General features: G+C 69.5%; 25 protein-coding genes. 15 read left to right on the top strand and 10 right to left on the bottom strand.

All coding sequences use genetic code 11. The features are described from left to right. Window positions 1–109 precede the first annotated feature (109 nt). Complete coding sequence (locus ACYQ7X_RS01525; protein WP_459695050.1) at window positions 110–334, top strand: hypothetical protein; 225 nt, start codon at window positions 110–112, stop codon at window positions 332–334. Between the two features lie 21 nt (window positions 335–355). Here the strand turns inward: ACYQ7X_RS01525 and pheT are convergent, their stop codons facing one another. The 5 genes from pheT to rpmI form a co-directional block, all read right to left on the bottom strand. Beyond that, window positions 356–2,818, bottom strand: a complete 2,463-nt coding sequence (gene pheT / locus ACYQ7X_RS01520; protein ID WP_459695049.1) for a phenylalanine--tRNA ligase subunit beta — start codon at window positions 2,816–2,818, stop codon at window positions 356–358. Window positions 2,819–2,831: 13 nt separating this feature from the next. Beyond that, window positions 2,832–3,224: an NUDIX domain-containing protein gene (locus tag ACYQ7X_RS01515; protein WP_459695048.1), complete on the bottom strand. Its 393-nt coding sequence runs from the start codon at window positions 3,222–3,224 to the stop codon at window positions 2,832–2,834. 3 nt (window positions 3,225–3,227) lie between these two features. Beyond that, the gene (pheS, locus tag ACYQ7X_RS01510) at window positions 3,228–4,295 is read right to left on the bottom strand and encodes a phenylalanine--tRNA ligase subunit alpha (protein WP_459695047.1); all 1,068 of its coding nucleotides are present in this window, start codon (window positions 4,293–4,295) and stop codon (window positions 3,228–3,230) included. 112 nt (window positions 4,296–4,407) lie between these two features. After that, window positions 4,408–4,791 carry a 50S ribosomal protein L20 gene (rplT, locus tag ACYQ7X_RS01505; protein ID WP_459695046.1) on the bottom strand — a complete coding sequence of 128 codons (384 nt, stop codon included), beginning with the start codon at window positions 4,789–4,791 and terminating at the stop codon, window positions 4,408–4,410. A 15-nt stretch (window positions 4,792–4,806) separates the two neighbouring features. Next, the gene (gene rpmI / locus ACYQ7X_RS01500) at window positions 4,807–5,013 is read right to left on the bottom strand and encodes a 50S ribosomal protein L35 (protein WP_459695045.1); all 207 of its coding nucleotides are present in this window, start codon (window positions 5,011–5,013) and stop codon (window positions 4,807–4,809) included. Window positions 5,014–5,176: 163 nt separating this feature from the next. On the opposite strand from rpmI, the gene ACYQ7X_RS01495 reads away from it, so the two are divergent. Beyond that, entirely contained in the window at window positions 5,177–5,911 is a 735-nt protein-coding gene (locus ACYQ7X_RS01495) for a class I SAM-dependent methyltransferase (RefSeq protein ID WP_459695044.1), read from the top strand. A gap of 11 nt (window positions 5,912–5,922) precedes the next feature. On the opposite strand, the gene ACYQ7X_RS01490 is transcribed toward ACYQ7X_RS01495, so the two are convergent. Further along, the gene (locus ACYQ7X_RS01490; RefSeq protein ID WP_459695043.1) at window positions 5,923–6,480 is read right to left on the bottom strand and encodes a DUF2147 domain-containing protein; all 558 of its coding nucleotides are present in this window, start codon (window positions 6,478–6,480) and stop codon (window positions 5,923–5,925) included. A gap of 79 nt (window positions 6,481–6,559) precedes the next feature. On the opposite strand from ACYQ7X_RS01490, the gene dapF reads away from it, so the two are divergent. The 12 genes from dapF (at window position 6,560) to ACYQ7X_RS01430 (ending at window position 14,841) form a co-directional block, all read left to right on the top strand. Further along, a complete protein-coding gene (gene dapF, locus ACYQ7X_RS01485) occupies window positions 6,560–7,408 on the top strand; it encodes a diaminopimelate epimerase (RefSeq protein WP_459695042.1) in 849 nt (282 codons plus the stop codon). Next, window positions 7,405–8,634, top strand: coding sequence for a tRNA (N(6)-L-threonylcarbamoyladenosine(37)-C(2))-methylthiotransferase MtaB (mtaB, locus tag ACYQ7X_RS01480; RefSeq protein ID WP_459695041.1), 1,230 nt, complete (start codon window positions 7,405–7,407; stop codon window positions 8,632–8,634). The genes dapF and mtaB overlap by 4 nt, the downstream gene beginning before the upstream one ends. A gap of 41 nt (window positions 8,635–8,675) precedes the next feature. Further along, a complete protein-coding gene (gene ftsY / locus ACYQ7X_RS01475) occupies window positions 8,676–9,617 on the top strand; it encodes a signal recognition particle-docking protein FtsY (RefSeq protein WP_459695040.1) in 942 nt (313 codons plus the stop codon). Next, window positions 9,595–10,083 (top strand): acyl-CoA thioesterase, encoded by a 489-nt coding sequence (locus tag ACYQ7X_RS01470; protein ID WP_459695039.1) that lies wholly within the window; start codon window positions 9,595–9,597, stop codon window positions 10,081–10,083. The genes ftsY and ACYQ7X_RS01470 overlap by 23 nt, the downstream gene beginning before the upstream one ends. Before the next feature lie 18 nt (window positions 10,084–10,101). After that, window positions 10,102–10,341: a hypothetical protein gene (locus ACYQ7X_RS01465; RefSeq protein WP_459695038.1), complete on the top strand. Its 240-nt coding sequence runs from the start codon at window positions 10,102–10,104 to the stop codon at window positions 10,339–10,341. Next, window positions 10,338–10,757: a putative toxin-antitoxin system toxin component, PIN family gene (locus tag ACYQ7X_RS01460; protein ID WP_459695037.1), complete on the top strand. Its 420-nt coding sequence runs from the start codon at window positions 10,338–10,340 to the stop codon at window positions 10,755–10,757. Before ACYQ7X_RS01465 ends, ACYQ7X_RS01460 begins: the two co-directional genes overlap by 4 nt. Window positions 10,758–10,868: 111 nt before the next feature. After that, complete coding sequence (locus ACYQ7X_RS01455) at window positions 10,869–11,009, top strand: hypothetical protein (RefSeq protein ID WP_459695036.1); 141 nt, start codon at window positions 10,869–10,871, stop codon at window positions 11,007–11,009. Then, window positions 11,006–12,193: a DegT/DnrJ/EryC1/StrS family aminotransferase gene (locus ACYQ7X_RS01450; protein WP_459695035.1), complete on the top strand. Its 1,188-nt coding sequence runs from the start codon at window positions 11,006–11,008 to the stop codon at window positions 12,191–12,193. The genes ACYQ7X_RS01455 and ACYQ7X_RS01450 overlap by 4 nt, the downstream gene beginning before the upstream one ends. Before the next feature lie 20 nt (window positions 12,194–12,213). Then, on the top strand, window positions 12,214–13,194 hold the full coding sequence (gene pip, locus ACYQ7X_RS01445) for a prolyl aminopeptidase (protein ID WP_459695207.1): 981 nt from the start codon (window positions 12,214–12,216) through the stop codon (window positions 13,192–13,194). A gap of 82 nt (window positions 13,195–13,276) precedes the next feature. Beyond that, window positions 13,277–14,050: a class II aldolase/adducin family protein gene (locus ACYQ7X_RS01440; RefSeq protein ID WP_459695034.1), complete on the top strand. Its 774-nt coding sequence runs from the start codon at window positions 13,277–13,279 to the stop codon at window positions 14,048–14,050. A gap of 119 nt (window positions 14,051–14,169) precedes the next feature. Then, window positions 14,170–14,679, top strand: coding sequence for a hypothetical protein (locus ACYQ7X_RS01435; protein ID WP_459695033.1), 510 nt, complete (start codon window positions 14,170–14,172; stop codon window positions 14,677–14,679). A gap of 30 nt (window positions 14,680–14,709) precedes the next feature. Further along, on the top strand, window positions 14,710–14,841 hold the full coding sequence (locus ACYQ7X_RS01430) for a hypothetical protein (protein ID WP_459695032.1): 132 nt from the start codon (window positions 14,710–14,712) through the stop codon (window positions 14,839–14,841). 68 nt (window positions 14,842–14,909) lie between these two features. On the opposite strand, the gene ACYQ7X_RS01425 is transcribed toward ACYQ7X_RS01430, so the two are convergent. The 4 genes from ACYQ7X_RS01425 to ACYQ7X_RS01410 all read right to left on the bottom strand — a co-directional run bounded on the left by ACYQ7X_RS01425 (window position 14,910) and on the right by ACYQ7X_RS01410 (window position 20,637). Then, window positions 14,910–16,571, bottom strand: a complete 1,662-nt coding sequence (locus ACYQ7X_RS01425) for an NAD(P)/FAD-dependent oxidoreductase (protein WP_459695206.1) — start codon at window positions 16,569–16,571, stop codon at window positions 14,910–14,912. A gap of 10 nt (window positions 16,572–16,581) precedes the next feature. Further along, window positions 16,582–17,358: a bestrophin-like domain gene (locus ACYQ7X_RS01420; protein ID WP_459695031.1), complete on the bottom strand. Its 777-nt coding sequence runs from the start codon at window positions 17,356–17,358 to the stop codon at window positions 16,582–16,584. A 97-nt stretch (window positions 17,359–17,455) separates the two neighbouring features. Next, window positions 17,456–19,126 (bottom strand): amylo-alpha-1,6-glucosidase, encoded by a 1,671-nt coding sequence (locus ACYQ7X_RS01415; protein WP_459695030.1) that lies wholly within the window; start codon window positions 19,124–19,126, stop codon window positions 17,456–17,458. A gap of 5 nt (window positions 19,127–19,131) precedes the next feature. Then, window positions 19,132–20,637 (bottom strand): rhamnogalacturonidase, encoded by a 1,506-nt coding sequence (locus ACYQ7X_RS01410; RefSeq protein WP_459695029.1) that lies wholly within the window; start codon window positions 20,635–20,637, stop codon window positions 19,132–19,134. Window positions 20,638–20,815: 178 nt separating this feature from the next. Here ACYQ7X_RS01410 and ACYQ7X_RS01405 point away from each other — a divergent pair, with 178 nt between their 5' ends. Then, window positions 20,816–22,138, top strand: coding sequence for an MFS transporter (locus tag ACYQ7X_RS01405; protein WP_459695028.1), 1,323 nt, complete (start codon window positions 20,816–20,818; stop codon window positions 22,136–22,138). The last annotated feature ends 5 nt before the right edge of the window (window positions 22,139–22,143 follow it).

The following is a 22,143-nucleotide window of genomic DNA, read 5'->3' as shown; positions in this document are numbered from 1 at the left end:
TTACCGCGACCCCGCGCCGGGTGCAGAATGACCGCAACCAAAACGACCGCTTGCCTTGCTGTGGCTCCCCCTCCCGGCGCCCGCGCCGGTTCCGGAAAAGGCGCAAGAGATGAGCTGGCTTGGAGGACATTGGTACGGCGTGCTGGCCTTCTTCGGCATCCCGGCCATCTTGGGCATTCTCTGCTGGATCGGCATCCATGCCGCGATCGTCCGCCGCGCGCGGCATGAGCGGGCGCGCGAAGCCCGCCGCCGCCCACCGCCGGACCCTCTGCCGCAGGCCTATCTCCCGCAGGATCGCCTGCCCGGGCCGCGCACCAGCCACCGGCCGTTCTGAGGCCGGCGGCCGCAGCCTCACTCAGCGCAGGCTTGCCCCGGTCGCCTTGGTGACAGCGGCGACGACCTTGGCACAGGCCTCCTCGATCTCGGCATCGGTCAGGCTCCGCTCGCGCGGCTGGAAGACGACCTCGATGCCGAGCGACTTCCGCCCCGGCGCCATCCTCTCGCCCTCATAGACATCGAAGAGCGAGACCCCGCTGACGAGATCGCGCACCGCGCCCCGGGCGGCGCGCAGCACCGCCTCTGCGGCGACCGCGCTTTCCACCACGAAAGCGAAATCCCGCTTGAGCGGCTGGAAGGCCGAGAGCATCGGCGCTGCCTTCTTCTTCCGCTTGGGCTCGGGGATCGCGTCGAGGAACAGTTCGAAGGCGACCGCGGCGGCCGGCAGGTCAAGCGCGCGGATCAGGTTCGGGTGCAGCGCGCCGAAGCGGCCGAGCACGAGCTTCGGCCCCTGGCGCACCACGCCGGAGCGGCCTGGATGGTAATAGCCCGGCGCATCGGCGGTCACGCTCAGCGCCTCCAGCGGAAGCCCGAGCGCCGTCAACGCCGCCCAGAGATCGCCCTTGGCATCCATGGCCGAGACCGCCCGCGCCGGCTCGATCCAGGAGCGCGGCGTCTCGCCAAGGCGCAGGCCGGCGGCGACCACCTGCTGGCCGCCGCGCACACCCTCATGGAAAGCCGGCCCGATCTCGAAAAGCCCATGATCGCCGAAGCCCCGCGCCGCATTGCGGGCGGCAGCCAGCGCAAGGGTAACAAGCGGCGTGCTGCGCAGCTGGTCGAGATCTGACGCGATGGGGTTGACCAGCCGCAAGCTTTCCGGCGCCTCACCGAAACGCTCGGCGATGCGATGATCGGCGAAGCTGAAGGTCACGGCCTCTGCCAAGCCCCTGCCCGCCAGCACCCGCCGCGCGACGAGCGTGCGGCCTTGGCGCGCATTCAGCGCAGCGGCCGGCACGGCGGAGACGACCGGCAGCGAGACCGGCGCGACCCGATCGATCCCCCAGATGCGCAGAACCTCTTCCATGAGGTCGCATTCCGGCTCGATCTCGGCAACGCCCTCAGAAACCTTCGCCAGCACCTCGGGTGCAAGTGCCCGCGCCGGCTCCAGCCCGCCGCGGCCGGCGATGTCGTTCCGCCAGGAGGGGACGTGCACGGTGATGCTCTGCTCGTCGCTCGCCGCGAGGCCGAAGCCCAGGCGACGGAGGATCGCCTCCGCCTCGTCCCGCGGCACATCGGCGCCCGCGAAGCTCTTGAGGCGCTCGAAGCGAAGCCTGGCCGTCCGCTGCCAGGCGGGCTCGGCGCCGGCTGAGACGGGCTCGGAGGCTTCGCCACCGCAGAGGTCGATCACCATGGCAGTCGCGGCTTCGAGGGCTGCCGGCATCAGCGCCGGGTCGATCCCACGCTCGAACCGCGCCCGCGCGTCAGAGGCGATCTGGTGCCGCCGGCCGGAGAGCGCGATGGCGATGGGGTCGAAATAGGCGCATTCGATGAAGACGTCGTGCGTCTCCTCGGTGCAGCCGGTCTCCTCGCCACCCACGATGCCGGCGAGCGAGACGACGCCCGCTTCGTCCGCGATGACGCAATCCTCGGGCGTGACCGTAACCTCCTTGCCGTTGAGCGCGAGGAAGGTCTCGCCATTGCCGGCGCGCATGGTGAGCGTGTCGCCTTTCACCTTCGCGACATCGAAGACATGCAGCGGGCGCCCGAGGTCGATCGTGAAGAAGTTGGTGATATCGACGAGCGCGCTGATGGGGCGCAGCCCGATGGCGCGCAGCCGATCCTGCAGCCATTGCGGGCTCGGTCCGTTCTTCACGCCCCGCACCGTGCGGCCGAGCACCCAGGGGCAGGCGTCGGGCTTCTCGATCGCCCAGGAAAGCGCGCTCGGGCCCGCGCTCGGCACGGGCTCGGGCGACCAGCTCTTGAGCGTGCCGATGCCGGCGGCCGCGAGATCCCGCGCGATGCCGCGCACCGAAAGCGCGTCCCCCCGGTTCGGCGTCACCGCGATGTCGATCACCGGCTCGTCCAGCCCCTTGTAGTCCACAAAGCGCGCGCCGACCGGCGCATCTGCGGGCAGTTCGATGATCCCGTCATGATCCTCGCCGAGCCCCAGTTCGCGGGCCGAGCAGAGCATGCCCATCGAGGCCACGCCCCGGATCTCGCCGGCCTTGAGCACCATGCCGGAGGCCGGAATGGTCGCACCCGGCGGCGCGAAGACGACCTTCAGGCCGGTCCGCGCATTGGGCGCGCCGCAGACGACGGAGACCGGCCCCTCGCCGGCATCGACCGTGCAGGCACGCAGCCGATCCGCATTCGGGTGCTGCACCGCTTCCACAATGTAGCCGACACGGAAATCGGCCAGCGCCGCACCGGGATTCTCGACGCCTTCGAGTTCGAGGCCGATGCCGGTCAGCCGCTCGGTGATGGTGTCGAGCGAGGCCTTGGTATCGAGGTGCTCGCGCAGCCAGGAGAGGGTGAATTTCATGGCGGTGATCCGGTCAAAGGGCGGCCGCGGCCTGGGCGGCGGCAATGGTGAGGTCGGCGGGCAGCGCATCGAGCGTGAACCAGCCGAAACCGGCATGCTTCGCGGGTTCCCGGTTCTCGGGCTCGCCCGTAAACGCGGCCACGCGATAGACGGGGGCGACCCAATGCTCGCCCGCCGCGCGGTCGATCATTTCGACGAGGCAGAGGAGCGTCGCATCCTCGATAAGGATGCCCAGCTCCTCCTCGATCTCACGGCGCACAGCCAGGCGGACGGGCTCGAAGGGTTCGACCTTGCCGCCGGGAAGCCCCCAGCGACCGGCCTCGGGCTCCGTCAGCCGCCGGACGAGAAGCAGCTTGCCATCCCGCACCACAGCGGCGCCACAGCCCACCCTGGGCGGCCCGCTCATCGCCTAAACCCCCTCGTGCAGCGTCGCCGGCTGGAAGGGCGAAGCGCCGTAATGCTGCAGCCATCGGATATCGCTCTCGTAGAAGAGTCGGAGGTCCGAGATGCCGTGCTTCAGCATCGTCACCCGCTCGATCCCCATGCCGAAGGCAAAGCCCTGCCACTCGCGCGGATCGATGCCGCAATTGGCCAGCACCTTCGGATGCACCATGCCGCTGCCCAGGATTTCCAGCCAGTCGCCGCCGCCGCCGAGTTCGCCGGTACGGCGGTTCCAGCCGATATCGACCTCCATGGAGGGCTCGGTGAAGGGGAAGTAGCTGGCGCGGAAGCGCACCGGCAGATTGGCGATGCCGAAGAAGGCGCGCAGGAAATCGGTGAGGCACCCTTTGAGATGGGCGAGCGTGATGCCGCGGTCGATCACCAGCCCCTCGCATTGATGGAACATCGGGCTATGCGTCGCGTCATGATCGGCGCGGTAGGTGCGGCCGGGCACGATGAGGCGCAGCGGCGGCGGCTCGGACAGCATCGAGATGATCTGCACCGAGCTCGTATGCGTGCGCAGCACCAGCGGATCGCCCTCATGGTCGCCCGGCAGGTAGAAGGTATCCATGTCCGAGCGCGCGGAATGATGCGCCGGGATATTCAGAGCGCCGAAATTGTACCAATCGGCCTCGACCTCCGGCCCTTCGGCCAGCGTGAAGCCCATGGCGCCGAAGATCGCCGCCATCTCCTCCATCGTCCGGCTGATCGGGTGGATGGTGCCGCGCGGCTCGGGCACGGGCGGCAAGGTCACGTCCATCCGCTCGGCTTGCAGCCGCGCGTCGAGTGCTGCCGCCTCGATCACCGCCTGGCGGGCGGCGAGCACCGTTTCCAGCGCATCGCGCAGCGCGTTGACGGCCGCACCGCGGGCTTTCCGTTGCTCGGCCGGCACCTGCCCGAGCGACCGCAGCAGCCCTGTGATCCGCCCCTGCTTGCCCATAAACGCGACGCGCACGGCATCGAGCGCGCGCGGATCGGCGGCTTCGGCAATGGCGGCTTCCGCTTCCCGTTGGAGGGCGAGGAGATCATCGGACATCAAGGAGGCTCCGGAACACAGAAAAGGGCTGCCGTTGGTCGCGGCAGCCCTCTCATTCTCATCGGCCGAACGCAAGCCCCCCCCGCCAGGCGCGGGGCGGCCCGAAGCTCGGTCAGGCCGCCGCTTCGGGAGCGGGGGCGGCGTCGAGGACAGCCTTCACCTGCGAAACGATCGCGGCGAAGGTCTCGGCGTCGTCGAAGGCGATGGCGGCGAGGACCTTGCGGTCCATCTCGATATTCGCCTGCTTCACGCCGTAGATGAACTGGCTGTAGGTCAGCCCCTGCTCGCGCACGGCGGCGTTGATGCGCTGGATCCAGAGCGCGCGGAATTCGCGCTTCTTGTTCCGGCGATCGCGATAGGCATAGCGCAGCGCCTTCTCGAGACGCTCGAGCGCGATGCGGTAGTTGGTGGAGGACCGGCCGACATAGCCCTTGGACAGGCCAAGAACCTTCTTATGCCGGGCGTGGCTGGTTACGCCGCGCTTCACACGTGCCATTTTTCGACCCCTCCCTTACCGACCAAGCCCATAGGGCGCCCACTGCTTCACCGTCTTGCCGTCCATCTCGGTCAGCGTCTGGGAGCCGCGGTTGGTGCGCTTCATCTTCTGGGAGCGGTTGATCAGGCCGTGGCGCTTGTTGCCGGGGCCCGCCAGCACCTTGCCGGTCGCGGTGATCTTGAACCGCTTCTTGACCGACGATTTGGTCTTCATCTTGGGCATTTGCTACTCCTTCGGTTCTGCCCCGCGATCGGCCGCGGGTCGCGGCTTCCGGCGGGCGTCGTGGCCGGGCATGCCCATATCCAGGCCCGGCGCACAGACGAATGAGGCGGGGGCTATACAGAAGGTCTCCCCGCCCGGCAAGCCGGCAGGCGGAGCGGCTGCCATGCCGGGCGCCATGGCGCGCCCCGCCGCCCGCGCTGACAGGCCGCCCGCCCTGCTCTATGCTGACTTCCTCCGAAGCCGGCAGACCAGGGGCCACTATGAGCGAAGCGACGTTGCAACAGGATATCGCGGTCGTGGCGGAAGCCTGGGCGGACCCTATTATGCCGATGCCGAACAGTGGACCTTCCTTTTCTGGAATGCCGACACGCCGTTCCGCCGCCTCTTCGACCGGCTCGACCTCACCGAGGCGGTGGAACTCGCCTGCGGGCACGGGCGCCATGCCGCCCAGGCAGCGCCGCTCGCCGGCCGGCTCACCCTCGTCGATATCTTCGAGCAGAACCTCGCCGCCTGCCGCCAGCGGCTGGCGGGGCGGGGCAATGTCGCCTTCCTCCGTGGCAATGGGCAGAGCTTCCAGCCCCTGGCCGATGGCTCCGTCACCGCGATCTATTGCTACGATGCGATGGTGCATTTCAGCCCGGCGATGGTGCAGGCCTATCTGCGCGATGCGGCGCGCATCCTGAAGCCGCGCGGCATGGCGCTCTTCCACCATTCGAACTATGCCGCCCCGAACGAGCAGCATTACGGGCTCAACCCGCATGCCCGCAACAGCATGACCCTGGCGCGCTTCGCGGGTTTCGCGGCGGAAGCGGGGCTCGCGGTGGTGGAAAGCCTCGCCCTGCCCTGGGGCGGGGTCGATGATCTCGATGGGCTGACGCTGCTGCGCCGCCCTGGCTGAGCCGCCCGCGTTCAGGGCGCGGGGCCGGAGCCTTGCTGCGAGAACCGCTGCGGCTCCTCTTCCGGCAGCCTGATCCAGGTCTGCGTGCGGCCGAGCAGCGGCGTGCCGATATAGCCGCGCAGTACCAGCTTCCGCCCGCCATCGATGAGGTGCATGCGGCAATGATAGACGCCGCCATCCTGCGGGTTGAGGATGGTGCCGCCGGCCCAGCCCGCATCCACCGGCTTCATATTGACGAGCACGACGAGCCCCATCACCGGCCGGTCATGCGCATAGCCGCCGCAATGCTGGCAGAGAGCGGCGCGGTATTTCGGATCGTCGATCCCGGTGACACGGCCGTACAGCATGCCGTTCTGCTCGTAGATCTGCACGATACCGTCCGGCTTGTCAGTCCGGTCGTCGATCGTCCGCCAGGAGCCGACGGGCGAGGAAAACCTGCCCGCCGCGGCCGTGGCGGTGGCCTGCGCCCGCGCCGGCCGCGCCGTGCCGATCGCCAACCCCCCGCCGCCCACCGCCAAGCCCAGCAGGCCACAACCGGCCATCCCCGCCCAGAAAGCCGCACGCCGCATCCAATCCTCCCGCAAGGCAACCCAGAGGCCCCCGCAAACGCTCTTCCGGGCCGGGGGCGCGGCACCTATAACCCACACTATGCTGATCCCTTTCATCAAGATGCAGGGCGCGGGGAATGATTTCATCATCCTCGACGCCCGCGCCGAGGCGCTGCCGCTGGCCGAAAGCCAGATCAGGCTGATCGCCGATCGCAGGCTCGGCATCGGCTGCGATCAGCTCATCACGCTCGAACCGGCGGAATCCGGCGCCGATCTCTTCATGCGAATCCATAATCCCGATGGCAGCGAGGCCGGAGCCTGCGGCAATGCCACCCGCTGCGTCGCCACCCTCATTGCGGGCGAAAGCGGCCGCCGCCGCGGCGTCATCCGCACCATCTCGGGCGATCTGCCCTTCACGCTCGGCGGCGATGGGCTCGTGACCGTCGATCTCGGGGCGCCGCGCCTCGATTGGGCGGCGGTGCCGCTGGCGAAGGCTGCCGATACCCTGCACCTGCCGCTCGCCGATGGCGGTATCGCAGACCCCGCCGCCTGCTCGATGGGCAATCCGCATGCGACCTTCTTCGTCACCGATCTCGCCGCAATTCCGGTCGAGACCCTCGGCCCCCGCTTCGAGCGCGACGCGCTCTTCCCCGACCGCGCGAATATCGGCTTCGCGCAGATCCTCTCGCCCGCGCAGATCCGCCTGCGGGTCTGGGAACGCGGGGCGGGCCTCACGCTCGCCTGCGGCTCCGGCGCCTGCGCTGCCCTCGTCAACGCCGCCCGCCGGGGCCTGGCCGCCCGCCGGGCGGAGATGATCCTCGATGGCGGGCGGCTCGTCATCGACTGGCGGGAGAGCGACGGCCATGTGCTGATGACCGGGCCGGCCGCGGTGAGCTTCACCGGCACGATCGCCCTGCCCCCGGCCGCGGCGCTGGAGATCGCGGCATGACGATCGACGTGCTGAGCTTCGGCTGCCGCCTCAACACCTATGAGGGCGAGGTCATGCGCGGCCATGCGAGCGCCGCCGGCCTCAGCGATACCGTCATCGTCAATACCTGCGCGGTGACGGCGGAAGCCGAGCGCCAGGCCCGCCAGGCGATCCGCAAGCTCGCACGGGAGCGGCCGGAGGCGAAGATCGTCGTCACCGGCTGCGCCGCGCAGATCGCGCCCGAGGCCTGGGGCCAGCTTCCCGGCGTCTCCCGCGTGCTCGGCAATGCCGAGAAGCTGGAAGCGCGCCACTGGCAGGCGGATGCGCCTTCGGCGGTCTCCGACATCATGGCCGCGCGCGAGACGGCAGCGCATCTGGTAACGGAATTCGCAGGGAGAGCGCGGGCCTTCGTGCAGGTCCAGCAAGGCTGCGACCATCGCTGCACCTTCTGCATCATCCCCTTCGGCCGCGGGCCGAGCCGCAGCGTGCCCTTGGGCGCCATTCTCGACCAATGCCGCAGCCTGATCGCCTCCGGCTATCAGGAGATCGTGCTGACGGGCGTGGATATCACGAGCTACGGGCAGGATCTGCCGGGCCAGCCGCCGCTCGGCCAGATGGTCCGCCGGCTGCTCGCCCTGCTGCCGGAGTTGCCGCGGCTGCGGCTTTCCTCGCTCGATCCTTGCGAGATCGATGAGGATCTCTGGCGCCTCATCGCCGAGGAGCCGCGCCTGCTGCCGCATCTGCATCTCTCGATCCAGGCGGGGTCGGACCTCATCCTCAAGCGCATGAAGCGGCGGCATCTGCGGGCGGACGTGCTCGCCGTCGCCGAGCGGGCGCGGCGCTCGCGGCCCGGCATCGCCTTCGGCGCCGATCTCATCGCCGGCTTCCCGACCGAGACGGAGGAGGATTTCGCCCAGACGCTCGCCCTCGTTGAGGAAGCGGATCTCACCATGCTGCACGTCTTCCCCTATTCGGAACGCGCCGGCACGCCGGCCGCGCGCATGCCGAGCGTGCCCAAGGCCATCCGGCGAGAGCGCGCGGCGCGGCTGCGCGCCGCAGGCGCCGCCGCCGCCGCCCGTTTCGATGCCACCCGCGTCGGGCAGACCGTGCGCGTGCTGGCCGAGACCGAGACGCGCGGCCATTGCGAGCATTTCCGCCCCGTCCGCCTGGCGCGGCCGGCAACACCCGGCGAGATCGTCACCGCGCGGATCGTCGCTCAGGAGGCCGACGGCCTCCGCGCCGCCTGAGCAGACATAAACATATATTGATGCATATGGGTTCCTGAGCCATGGCCCTGTCCGGTTTCTTCTCGCGCCTGAAGGAAGGGCTCTCCCGCTCCACCCAGAAGATCTCCACCAGCATCACCGCCGTCTTCACCAAGCGGAAGCTGGACGAGGAGGCGCTGGAGGAGCTGGAGGAGCTGCTCATCGCAGCCGATCTCGGCCCCCGGGTCGCGGCCCGCATCATCGCGAGCTTCCGCCGCACCCGCTTCGGCCGCGAGGTGACGGATGAGGAGATCAAGGCGGCGCTCGCCGAGGAGATCACCAAGATCCTCGCCCCCGTGGCCGCGCCGCTGGCGATCGACCCCGCCCATGCCCCGCATGTCGTGCTCATGGTGGGTGTGAACGGCACCGGCAAGACGACGACGATCGGCAAGCTCGCCCAGTTCTACCGCGATCAGGGCCTCCGCCCGATGCTGGTCGCGGGGGATACCTTCCGCGCCGCGGCAGTCGAGCAGCTGCAGGTCTGGGGGGAGCGGACGGGCACGCCCGTCGTCTCCGGCAAGCCCGAGACGGATGCCGCCGGCCTCGCCTTCGGCGCGCTGGAACGCGCCCGGCGCGAGGGGATCGACCTGCTGCTGATCGATACCGCCGGGCGGCTGCACAACAAGAAGGCGCTGATGGATGAGCTTGCCAAGATCATCCGCGTGATCCGCAAGCTGGACCCGACCGCCCCGCACTCGATCCTGCTGACGCTCGACGCGACGACCGGGCAGAACGCCCTCTCCCAGGTGCAGGTCTTCCGCGATCTTGTGGCGATCGACGGGCTGATCGTCACCAAGCTCGACGGTTCGGCCCGCGGCGGCATCGTCGTCGCCCTCGCCGAGGAGTTCGGCCTGCCCGTGCATGCGGTGGGGGTGGGCGAGAAGGTCGGCGATCTGCGGCCCTTCGTGGCCGAGGAATTCGCCCGCGGATTGGTGGGAAGCGATGCGCAGCAAGAGCAACCCTGAGGCAGAGCCCGCGCCCGGCCCCGATGTCACGGCGCGCGGCACCTATAGCGTCTGGGGCCGCGAGACGGTGCGCTATGCCGACACCGACGCGCATGGGCATGTCAACAACGTCTCCTACGCTGCCTATTTCGAGACCGGCCGCACGACGCTGATCCGCGCCGCCGGCCTGCCGATCGGGCCGCAGGCGGCGATGCGCCCGGTTCTCGCCCGCATCGAGATCGACTATCGGGCGGAGGTGCATTGGCCGGCGGAGCTTGCGATCGGGATCGCGCTGGTCAAACTTGGGCGGAGTTCCATCACCCTCCTCCAGGGCCTCTTCATCGGCGAGACCTGCGTCGCGACCGCGCGGGAAGTGTTGGTTCTGGTGGAGACCGCGACCGGCCGCTCGACGCCGATCCCGGAGGAGATGCGGGCGCGTCTTGAGGATGCCGAAAGCTGGAGCCTTCCGGCAGGCACACCGCTATGATGAGCGTTGGAGGCGAGCATGGACAACCGAATTGACGTGCTGATCCCCGTCGATGCCGAGGTTGCCCAAGCGCTGGAGCGACCTGAGGAGCGGCAAGCGGTCGGGCGGTATATCAGCCACCTTATGAAGCATGGTGGGATGCGAGGCGCGGTCGCTGCGGCAATAACCGAGCTGAAACATGAAGCCCAGGCAAAGGGTCTGACAGACGCCGAGATCGATCAGGAACTGGCGGCTTGGAAGGCTGAACGCCGCACGTGATCGTTGTGCTTGATGCATCGAGCCTCGTTTCGGCAGCTCTCAAGCAGAACAGCGTGCCCGAGCGGGCGCTTTTGGCGGCTATCTCCCCGCCAAACCTGATCGTCACCTCCCGCGAGGTGGAAGATGAGTACCGAGAGGTGCTCTTCCGGCCCAAGTTCGACCGCTTCGCATCGGTGCAGCGACGTACCGATACGCTGGATCTCATTCTGTCCTGCGCTCGCCAGGTACTCGTCACCGCTATAGTGCGAGCATGCCGTGACCCGAAAGACGACAAGTATCTGGCCTTGGCGGCCACGGCCGGCGCAGACGCCATTATCAGCAGCGATGATGATCTGCTGGCGATGGCGCCCTGGCGAGGGATACCGATCGTGACCCCGGCGGAATTTTTAGCGCTGAGCGATCTCAGCGCCCCATAGACGCCACCTTGCCCCGCCGTGATGACCTGAGGGCGCCTGGCTTGACCGCGCCGGTCATCAGACCGCGCTATCGGCAGCCACTTCTCCGCCGAGCGGCGGACAGAAGCCGAGATGGCAGCCTTCGCCGGCGCCATGGCGGCGATGTTCACGGCCTATCTTACCGCGCTCGGCGCAGAGCAGGACCGCTCCGGCACGCCCGGGGCGGCTGGAATCTTCCCCAAATCCCGCGAAGCCCATACAAAGCCTGCATGAGCGCGATCCAGAAGCCCGAAGCCGCCGCCGCACCTGCCGCAAGGCCGGTGCCCTTTCTCGATCTGAAAGCCCAGCAGGCGCGGATCGGGCCGGAGATGCGCCGGCGGGTCGATGCCGTGCTCGCCCATTGCCAGTTCGTGATGGGGCCGGAAGTGGCCGAGCTGGAAGCGGAGCTTGCCCGCCGCGCCGGCGCCGCCCATTGCGTCGCCGTCAGTTCGGGGACGGACGCGCTGCTCATCGCCATGATGGCGGAAGGCATCGGGCCGGGGGATGCGGTCTTCCTTCCCGCCTTCACCTATACGGCGACGGCGGAGACGCCGCTGCTGCTCGGCGCGACGCCGGTCTTCGTCGATATCGACCCGGCGACCTTCCAGATCGATCCCGCCCATCTCGAAGCCCGAATCGCGGCGGTGCGCGCGGCCGGGCGGCTGCGCCCGCGCGCCGTCATCGGTGTCGATCTCTTCGGCCAGCCGGCGGACTGGCCGGCGCTTGCCGCCATCGCCGCGCGCCACGGCCTCTTCACGATGGATGATTGCGCCCAGGCCTTCGGCGCCCTCCTCGGCGACCGGCCGCTCGGCGCCCAGGGGGACGCGACGGCGATCAGCTTCTTCCCATCGAAGCCGCTCGGCGGCTATGGCGATGGCGGCGCGCTCTTCACCGAATCGGCCGAGCGCGCGGCGCTCTACCGGAGCCTCCGCAGCCATGGTGAAGGCCAGCAGCGCTACGACGTGCAGCGTATCGGCATCAACGGCCGGCTCGATACGCTGCAGGCCGCCGTGCTGCTCGCCAAGCTCTCGGTGTTCGACGAAGAACTCGCCGCCCGCGAGCGGATCGCGCGGGCCTATGATACGCGGCTCGGCAATCTCCTCAGCGTCCCGGCGCGGGTGGCGGAGAGTACCGCCGCCTGGGCGGTCTATGCCGTGCTGCTGGCCGATGGCGCGCAGCGGGAGCAGGTGCAGGAGGCGTGCCGCGCCGCCGGGGTCGCGACCGCGATCTACTATCCGAAGCCGCTGCACCACCAGCCGGCCTATCGCGCCGCGCATGACGGCGCGCGCCTGCCGGTTTCCGAGGATGTCGCGCAGCGCATCCTGGCGCTACCGATCCACCCCGATCTGACCGAGGAGGATATCGACCGGGTGGTGGCGGCGGTGGCCGGCGCGCTCGCGCCCGCCGCGGCGGGCTGAGGCGGGAGGCCGGCGTGCCGATGACCCCGCCCGCCTTCTCGCGCGATCAGGGCGCGGCGCGGCGCGATCTCTTTCCCGAAATCACGCCCTATGCCTCGGGCTATCTGCCGCGCGAGGGCGGCCACAGCCTCTATTGGGAGCAATCGGGCAATCCGCGCGGGCAGCCCGCACTCTTCCTGCATGGCGGCCCGGGGGCCGGGGCAGGCGCCATCCACCGCCGCTTCTTCGATCCGCGCATCTGGCGCGCCGTCCTCTTCGACCAGCGCGGCGCCGGCCGCTCCCGCCCGATGGGCAGCCTCGAGCATAATACGACGCCGCATCTGGTGGCCGATATCGAAGCCTTGCGCGAACATCTCGGCATCGAGCGATGGCTGCTCTTCGGCGGCTCCTGGGGATCGACGCTCGCCCTCGCCTATGCCCAGGCGCATCCCGAGCGCGTCTCGGCCTGCGTGCTGCGCGGCATCTTCCTCGGGCGCGACAGCGAGATCGACTGGTTCCTGCACGGCCTGCGCGCCGTCTTCCCCGATGCGCATGGCGAGTTCGCGGGCTTCCTGCCGGAAGAGGAACGCGCCGATCTGCTCACTGCCTATCGCCGCCGGCTCGACGATCCGGACCCGCGGGTGCATGGGCCGGCGGCGCGCGCCTGGTCGGTCTACGAAGGCTCATGCAGCACGCTGCTGCCGCAGCCCGAGACCGTCTCCTCCTTCGCGCGGGACCGCGCGGCCCTCGGCCTTGCGCGGATCGAGGCGCATTACTTCGCCCACCGCCTCTTCCTGCCGCCCGAGGGGCTGCTCGGCCGGATGAGCCGCATCGCCCAGATCCCGGCCGAGATCGTGCAAGGGCGGTACGACATGGTGTGCCCCGCCGTCAGCGCTTTCGACCTCGCCGCCCGCTGGCCGGCAGCGCGCCTCACCCTCATCCCCGATGCGGGGCATTCGGCGCTCGAACCCGGCACCCGCTCGGCGCTGCTCGCCGGGCTGGACCGTTTCGCGGAACGCTGAGCCGCGCGGCAGGAAAGAGAGCGGTTGCCCCTCTTGCCGCTTTGCGGAATGCTGGCCCACCTGCTCTCGAACGGAACGCCCGATGGATGCCATGCCCCCGAAAATCGGCCAGCCGCCCGCCCCCGCTACGGAGACGGAAGCCTCTGTGCGGGAAGATCTCGCCTGCGCCTATCGGCTCATCGCCCATCTCGGTATGACCGACACGGTCTTCACCCATCTTTCGGCGCGCGTGCCAGGGCCCGGCAATTTCTTCCTGGTCAACCCCTACGGGCTGATGTTCGAGGAGATCACGGCAAGCACGCTCGTCAAGGTCGATGCGGATGGGCAGCCGGCGCAGCAGACCACCTGGCCGGTCAATCCCGCCGGCTTCGTCATCCATTCCGCGATCCATATGAGCCGGGCGGACGCGCATTGCGTGATGCATACGCATACCCTTGCCGGCATGACGATCGCGGCCCAGGCGGGCGGGCTGTTGCCGCTCAACCAGATCAGCATGGAATTTCTCGACGAATTGGCGATCCACGATTACGAGGGGGTGGCCGATGACGATAATTTGAGCGAGCGGGAGCGACTGGTGCGCGATCTTGGCGCCAAGCCCTGCATGTTGTTGCGCAATCATGGGCTGCTGACGGTGGGCCGCACCGTCGCCGAAGCTTTCTATTTCATGTATTATCTCGAACAGGCTTGCCGCATCCAGGTCTCCGCCCAATCGACGGGAGCTGCCCTCTCGATCCCGCCGGCAGCGGTTCTCAGGCGCACCAAGGCGCAATATCGGCGGGAGGAGCATCACGGCTGGCTGGTCTGGCAGGCCTTCAAGCGGAAGATGGACCGTGAGCAACCGGCGTATCGTTCATAATTTGTGACTACGCCAGAATCGTCAGGCTCGACGACGCGCTAAATTCACTCGGCGTTTAATAAAAATATTCTATGGGGCAGGAACACCTTGGCGAGTCTGGATCTTTTAGGGAACCGTTAATGCAGTATGTTCCGCCCTTCGCTCTCTACGCCCTGCTGGGAGAGATCACGCAGTCCGAGGATAGCGTCACGCTGCCGCTGGAGGCGTTTCACACCATGCTGCGCGCGATCTATGGCGGGGAGGCTTTCGATGCCGCCTGGTATCGCCGCACCTACCCGGATGTCGCCGCGGCGATCGCCGAAGGCGCGGTGCCGGATGAGCTGACGCATTTCGTGCGCTTCGGCTTCCTCGAGAATCGCCGCCCGCGGGCCTATGATGTGGATGCGCGCTGGTACGAGGACACCTACAAGGACGTGGCGCTCGCCATCCGCTCCGGCATGGTCTCCGATGCCCGCAGCCACTTCAACAATGATGGCTTTCTGGAGCCCCGGGCGCCGACGCCGGAAGCCGCCCGCACCTTCGCGCAGTTCTTCGAAATGACCGCGCACCGTTCCCTCGCCCTCGCCGCACAAGCCCAGGCGAGCCAGGGCAGCGCCCCGGCGCGGGTGCGCAAGGGACTGCGCGGCTAGGGCTTCGCCACCTGGCGGGAAGGCCGCGGCTTGGCCTGGGCTGATGCCGCGCTGGCGCAAGCGCAGATGCAGACGCAAATGCAGGCCCATCCGGCTTCCCTCTGGCTCTGGTGGCGCCTGCTGGTCTGGCTCTGGCGGCTGATCACGAGCGGGGCGCCGTAGCGGGCCGGCTGCCACCGGCGCCTGGCGCGGATTAAGCTGGCAAGGCGCGCCCAGGCCCATCGGCCGCTTCAGACAGCGGCGGCGCGGGCGGGGCTCCGCCCCTCTTCGCCCGCTTCCTCCCCCACCATGGCAAGCGCCAGGGCTTCGGCGACGCGGATACCGTCCACCCCCGCCGAGAGAATGCCCCCGGCATAGCCCGCGCCCTCGCCGGCCGGGTAGAGACCGCGCGTGTTGAGGCTTTGGAAATCCCGCCCGCGCCCGATGCGCAAGGGGGAGGAGGTGCGGGTTTCCACCCCCGTCAGCACCGCATCCTCCATCGCGAAGCCCTTGATCTGTCGATCGAAGGCCGGCAGGGCCTCGCGGATCGCGGCGATCGCGTAATCCGGCAGGCAGCCGGCGAGATCGGTCGGTGTCACCCCGGGCTTGTAGGAGGGGATGACGGCGCCGAGCCCGGTGGAGGCGCGGCCGGCGAGAAAATCCCCGACCCGCTGCGCCGGCGCCCGATAATCGCCGCCGCCGGCGAGGAAGGCCTCGCGCTCCCAATGGCGCTGAAACGCGATACCGGCGAGCGGCCCGCCCGGATAATCGGCCGGGGTGATGCCGACCACGATGCCGGCATTGGCGTTGCGCTCGGCGCGCGAATACTGGCTCATCCCGTTCGTCACCACATGTCCGGGCTCGGAGGTGGCGGCCACCACCTGCCCGCCAGGGCACATGCAGAAGCTATAGACCGAGCGGCCGTTCCGGGCGTGGTGCACGATCTTGTAATCTGCCGCGCCCAGCAGCGGGTGGCCCGCCTGCGCGCCGAAGCGGCAGCGGTCGATCATGGCTTGCGGATGCTCGATCCGAAAGCCGATCGAAAACGGCTTCGCCGCCATCGCGACGCCGGCCTCCGCCAGCGCGGCGAAACTATCCCGCGCGCTATGCCCGACGGCGAGAACGACGTGGCGGGCGGCGATCCGCTCCCCGCTTTCCAGAACCACGCCCCGCATGGCGCGCGCGCCATCCGCCGCCTCGGCGATATCGAAAGCGACGACGCGGCTTTGGAAACGATATTCCCCGCCCAGCCGCTCGATCTCGGCGCGCAGATTCTCCACCACCGTCACCAGGCGGAAGGTGCCGATATGCGGCTTGCTGACGGTGAGGATTTCCTCCGGCGCGCCGGCGGCGACGAAAACCTCAAGCAGATGGCGGCCGAGATGCTGCGGATCCTTGATGCCGGAATAGAGCTTGCCGTCGGAAAAGGTGCCGGCGCCGCCTTCGCCGAACTGGACGTTCGATTCCGGCGTCAGCACGCCGCGCCGCCACAGCGCCCAGGTATCCTTGGTCCGCTCCCGCACCAGCTTGCCGCGTTCGAGCAGGATGGGGCGGAAGCCCATGCGGGCGAGCGTCAGCGCCGCCAGCAGCCCGCAGGGCCCGGCGCCGATCACCAGGGGCCGCTCCGCCAGGCGCTCGGGCGCCCGCACCGGCAGATGATAGGTCATGTCCGGCGCCCAGGCGATGTGGCGATCCTCCGCCACGCGGGCGAGCACGGCGGCTTCATCGGCGAGGCTGACATCGACGGTATAGACCAGTTCGATGCCGGAGCGTTTTCGCGCGTCATGCCCGCGCCGGATGATGCGATGCGCGATGACCGAATCGGGGGCCACGCGAAGCCGCCGGGCGAGTTCCGGCAGCAGCGCCTCGGGCGGGTGGTCGAGCGGGAGCTTCAGTTCCGTCACGCGCAGCATCGGCCGCCCCTCACGATCCATTGGCCATCAGCCCGCCGATCCGATCGAGGGCGAGGGTGAAGGGCTGCGGGTTGAGGGCGAGCGCCCCCTCGAACGGATAGTCGAGCAGATGAATGAGGATGAGGATGGCGGCGATGGCGGTCGCGAAAGTCACCGCGAAGCTCACCAGGGCGAAGCCGCTCTCCACCCCGGCGAGGGTCACGAAAGCGCCGAGGACGAGGCCGAAGCCGATGAGCAGGCACCAGAGCAGCGCGGGCACCCCGCTCGACAGTTGGAAGAGGCGGGTCGAGCGATCGACCTCGGCGCGTTCGAGAAAGGTGAGCAGCTGGCTGCGGGTGCCGAGATCGGCGGCATTATCCGGATGGAAGCGCACCACCGCCTGGATGAGGCGCGCGAGGCGGGAGGAGACGCTGCCTTCCTCCGCCCGACGATCCTGCATCCGCGCCCATTCGTGATGCAGGACGCCGCGGATATAGGTCTGCTCCGCCACCAGGATCGGCACGCCCTCGGCGGGCGGCAGGGCGCTTGCGAGGATGGCGGCGCCGACGAGATCCTTGGCCTCCATCTCCACCGCGCTCGCCGCGTCGTTATACTCGCTCCACACCTCGCTGAAGACGAAGGCGAGCAGCACGGCGAAGATCACCCCAAGCTGGAGGAAGACCGCGGTGCCGATCTCATGATGGCGGCGGCGGAGTTCCACATGCACGTAACGATGGACGCAAAGGCTGGTGCCGGCGGCCAGCAGACCGGCGGCCGCGATGATGACGAGGGCGACGAACAGGCTCATGGCGCATGCCATAGCAGAAGCCTCGCCCGCGGGCGAGGCGCGGCCGGCGAGGCGCGGCCGGCGAGGCGCGGCCGGCGAGGCGCGGCCGGCGAGGCGCTCAGCCCTCCTCGCCCATGCGGGCGACGAGATCGAGATAGAGCGTCGCCGTCCACCCGTAATCGTGGATCACCTGGCGGAAGGGATTGGCCGGGTTGCACTCCCCCTTGCGGAGCAGCGCCGGCGGCTCGGCCTCGCCACGATCGTCATAATATTCGAAGAAGGTCGAATGCCGGGCGCAGGCCGCTTCGATCACGGCGAGGCTCGCCGCATCGAGCGCCGCGGCCCGCTCGGCCAGCGACGCGTCCTCCGCGCCGTAGCGGGCGAGCCCCTGCGCGATCAGCCAGTTCACGTTGATCCAGGCCGGGCCGCGCCACATGTCCTTGGCATAATGCGCGGTATCGGCAACGGCGATCGAGGGCACCGGCACGGCGGTGGCGAAGAAGCCCGGCTCGTCCAGCAGGCGGGCCATGCGACGTGCCCGATCGAGCCCCGGCACGCGGGCGAAGAGGGGCAGGAAACCCGCGCTCGCCAGCACCGGGGAGCGCTCCCCCGCCTCGACATCGTAATCGCAATAGAGCCCCGCTTCCTCCGACCACAGGTGCCGCTCGATCAGCCGGGCGAGGCGATCGGCCCGGGCGCGCCAGAGGTTCGCGTCCGACGCCATGCCGAGGCGCTCGGCAAAGTCGCAGAGGATCTGGCATTCGCGCGCCAGAAAGGCGTTGAAATCGGTCGCCGCCAGCGGCGTCGGGTAATGGAAGTCGAAGCGGGGGGAATTGTCCATGCCGCTCTCCCCGCTGCGGGAATGCGGATCGCCCTCCATGAACCATTCGCACAAGCCATCGCCCTCGCCGTCGCGATGGGTGAGATCCCAGAGGATATAGGCCGCGAGCTTGGGGTAGAGGCGCGCGATCCAGGCAGGGTCGGGGCTGGCCGCCTCCACCATGGCGACCCCGAAGGCGAGGACCGGCGGCTGGGTGATCTCGGAGGGCCGGCGCGTGGGGGACATCTGGTGCGGCACGAAGCCATCGGGCTTCTGCCCGGCGAAGACCGCCTCGATCATCTCCTGCGCCAGCCGCGGATCGAGATGCCGCCAGCCGATGGCGTGAAACATCGAATCCCACAGCCACATATCCTTGTGCGGCCAGCGGTCGGGCGTCGTCCAGCGCAGCGGAATGGCGGCTTCGGGGGCGGAAACCTGCCCCTTCATGATGGAGAGGGCGCGAAAGACCGCGTGCCGGCGGACGCCCGTGAAGCGGTGGGCGAGCGGTTGGCCGAGCAGCCAGCCGGCGCGCGCCGCGAGGGCCGCATCGAGATCGGCCTCGATCAGCGCGGGCTGGAAATGCGGCGCGGCGCCGATCAGCAGCCGCTCCCCCGCCATCCGCACGGCGAGCCGCTCATCGAGCCCCGGCGCGGCGGCCAGCGCCACCGGGCCTTCGAGCAGCAGGTGGTGCGCATCGAGCATCGCACCCCGCAGCAGGCCGCCGCCCTCCATCCGCGCGAGCACGAGATCGCAGGAGACACAGGCTTCGGTGACGGTGCCGGCGAGCGTCAGCCACGCCTCAGCCGGATAGACGACGCGGATCGCCGCCGGCGCGGTTTCCGTGCGGAGCACGAGGCCGCCCTCGTAATCGGTCTGGCCATCAAGCCCCGAAAGGGCGAGCAGCTGGCCGCGATGCCAGCCGGGCCAGAAGAAGGGAGCGAGCGCCCCGAACCCTGCCTTGTCCGCCATCGCCGTTATCTCCCTCCAGCCGTGAGCCTGAGCCCCGGCACCGCTCCGCGCGCCCGGATGATGGGCCCCGGGCGCAGCCCCGAGACCTGGCGCAGATCGAGCCGCAGCCGCTCCACATCCGCAAGCCAGGCGAGCGGCCGGGCATCGGGCCTTCTTGAAATGAGGCGGAAACGCCGGAGTTCGAGCCCCCGCACATGCCGCGCATAGAGGCCGGCGGCCGGCAGATCGACGCCGAACATCTCGGGATCAGGATAATCGGCCGCCGCCTCGGGCAGACACAAGCGCGCGAGCCGGGGCGGCGCGCCGCCCCGCGCGCGGAGGGTGACATTTTCGAGCCGCACATCCTCGACCGTGTAGCCCCGCAGCCCGGCGACGATCATCGGCATGGCCGACCACGGCTGATCTGCCTCCAGATCGCGGATGCGGATGCCGCGGCAGAAGCCGGGCGCGAGGCCGGGCGGGCCACGCAGCCGGGCGCCGAGCCGGATGAAGAGCGGCGCATGGCGTAGCCCGCGCATGCGGATGCCTTCGACGGCGATATCCTCGATGCCCGCGCCGTCCACCGTCTCGAAAGCGAGGCCGCGGCAGAAATCGAAGCGGCAATCGCTGATGCGCACGCGGCGGAAGGCGCCGTTCGATTCGGTGCCGAATTTGATGCGCCCGGTGTGATGCGTGACATTGGCGAAACTTTCCCTGAGGCCGCCATGGGCGCGCAGGCGGCGGCCGTCGATCAGCGTGCCGATCTGCCAACTGCCCGAGACGGTGCAGCCGCTGATCGTGATATCCTCGCAAGCCGCCGGCACGCCGAGGGCGAGGCTGCTCTTGAGGCAGATCGCATCATCGCTCGGCGAATTGATGCGGCAGCCCTGCACGGTTACCCGGCGGCTGCCATCGAGGTTGATGCCGTCGCGGTTGGTATCGATGACGAGGCCGCTGATCGCAACATCGGCGCAGCCGGTGGCGAGCACCGCGATATGCCCCGCTGCGAGGACCGAAAAGCCCGAGAGGGCGACGTCGCGGCAGCCTAGAAGCGCGATCGCCTTGTTCCCCACCCCGGCCTGCATCGCCGGCAGGCGCCCGGGCTCCTCATCACCATTGACCAGCCCGCGCCCCCAGATGAGCCCCGGCCCGCTGATGGCGATCCGCTCCAGCCCGATGCCCGAAATGAGGCTGTTGCGCCAATGGCTATGGCCGAAATCCTGATAGGCGGTGCAGATCGGCGGCCGCTCCTCGGCAGGATCGTAGCCGGGGCCGGCGGCGGGTGAGGGCGGCGGATCGGCGGCCAGCAGCACCGCGCCGGCGGCGAGATGCAGATGGATGCCGCTCGCCAGATGCAGGGAATGGCAGAGATAGCGGCCCGCGGGAAAGACCAGCGTGCCGCCGCCCGCCGCGGCGAGGCGGGCGATCGCGCCATTGATCGCCGCGGTATCGAGCCGCGCGCCGTCGCCCGCCGCGCCGGCTTCCCGCGCCGTGAGCAGCCGGGGCGGGAAGCCGCCCGCCAGATCCGCCATTCGGTCAAGCTCCCCCTATCGCCCGGCGCCGGCCTTCCTGCCCGCCATCGCTTCGCCCGCAAAGCGCGGGGCGGGTTGCGCGGCGCCGAGGCGTGCCACCCCGCATGCTGCCCTTGCCCTTCGCCGCAAGACAAGATCATCTGATGCGCAAACGCGCCAGAAGGCCCCAGAACACGCCGTGGAAACGCCCGCCGTCGCCTCGCCCGAGGATTTCGCCACGCCCGCCGGAGCGGAACCCGCGGGGGCCGCACCCGCGGCGCCGCCCGCCTCCCTGCTCGGCCTCAGGGTTTTCAACTTCTTCTCGGCCAGCCTGCAAACCGGCTATGGGCCGCTGCTGCCGGTCTATCTCGCCCGCGCCGGGTGGACGCAGGGGGATGTCGGCTTCGCGCTCAGCCTCGGCTCGATCGCCGGGGTGGTGAGCCAGGTGCCGGCGGGGCTCCTCGTCGATCATATCACGCAGCGCCGTCTGGCCTGCGCCGTGGCGCTCGGCGCGCTTGCCGCCGGGCTCGTGCTGCTGGCCTCCTGGCCCGGGCATCTGCCAGTGTTCTTCGTGCTGATCCTGCAAGGCTTTGCCGGCGCCATGCTGGCGCCCGCCATCGCCGCGCTCACCTTCTGCATCGGCGGCCATGCCGCCTTCGGCGAGCATGTCGGGCGGAACCAGCGCTATGCCTCGGTCGGCAATGCCGGCACGGCGGCGCTGCTCGGCCTCATCGCCTACCATTTCTCGGTGATGGCGGCTTTCCTCTTCTCGGCCGCCCTGCTGCTGCCGGCGCTCCTCTGCCTCACCCTGGTGCGGGTGCCTGCCTGCCCGCCGCCCGCGCAAGCGCCGCACCCCGCCCTGCTGCCGGCCGAGCAGCGGGATGCGCGCTTCTGGCATGTGTTCTTTTCCTCGCACATGCATGTCTTCGCCATCTGCGTCACCCTCTTCACCCTGGCCAATGCGGCGATGCTGCCCCTCGCCCTCAATGCGCTGGCGCATCGCAGCGCGCGGGCCGGCGATATCGCCGCCACCGGATCGATCATCGCGCTGCAGGCGGTGGTCTTCGCGGTCGCGCCGTCGATCGGCGCGCTTGCCGAGCGGATCGGCCGGCGGCCGGTGCTGCTCTTCGGCTTCGCCTGCCTGCCCGCCCGCGCGCTGCTGCTCACGCTCGACCCTGGCCCCTATACGCTGGTCGCGATCGAGCTGCTGGACGGCGCGGCGGCTTCCGTCATGGGGGTGATGATCCCGCTGATGGCGGCCGATCTCACGCGGCAGAACGGCTATCTCAACCTCGCCATCGGCTCCTTCGGCCTGGCGGCGAGCCTCGGCGCCACCATCAGCACCACGCTCGCCGGCTGGATCGCGGATTTTTTCGGCCTGCACGCGGCCTTCCTCTTCCTGGCGCTGCCGGGGGCCTTGGCCATGCTGGTGATGGTGCTGTTCCTGCCCGAGATGCGGCGCGGCGTGACGCCCCCCGGGAGCGGCGGCAGCGCGGCGCCGCAGGCCGCAGCGACGGCCTAGCGCCG

The sequence above is a fragment of the Acidisoma sp. C75 genome, from assembly GCF_054665095.1.
Note: the sequence above shows the minus strand (reverse complement) of the source record. Positions and strands in the feature narration are given on the sequence as shown.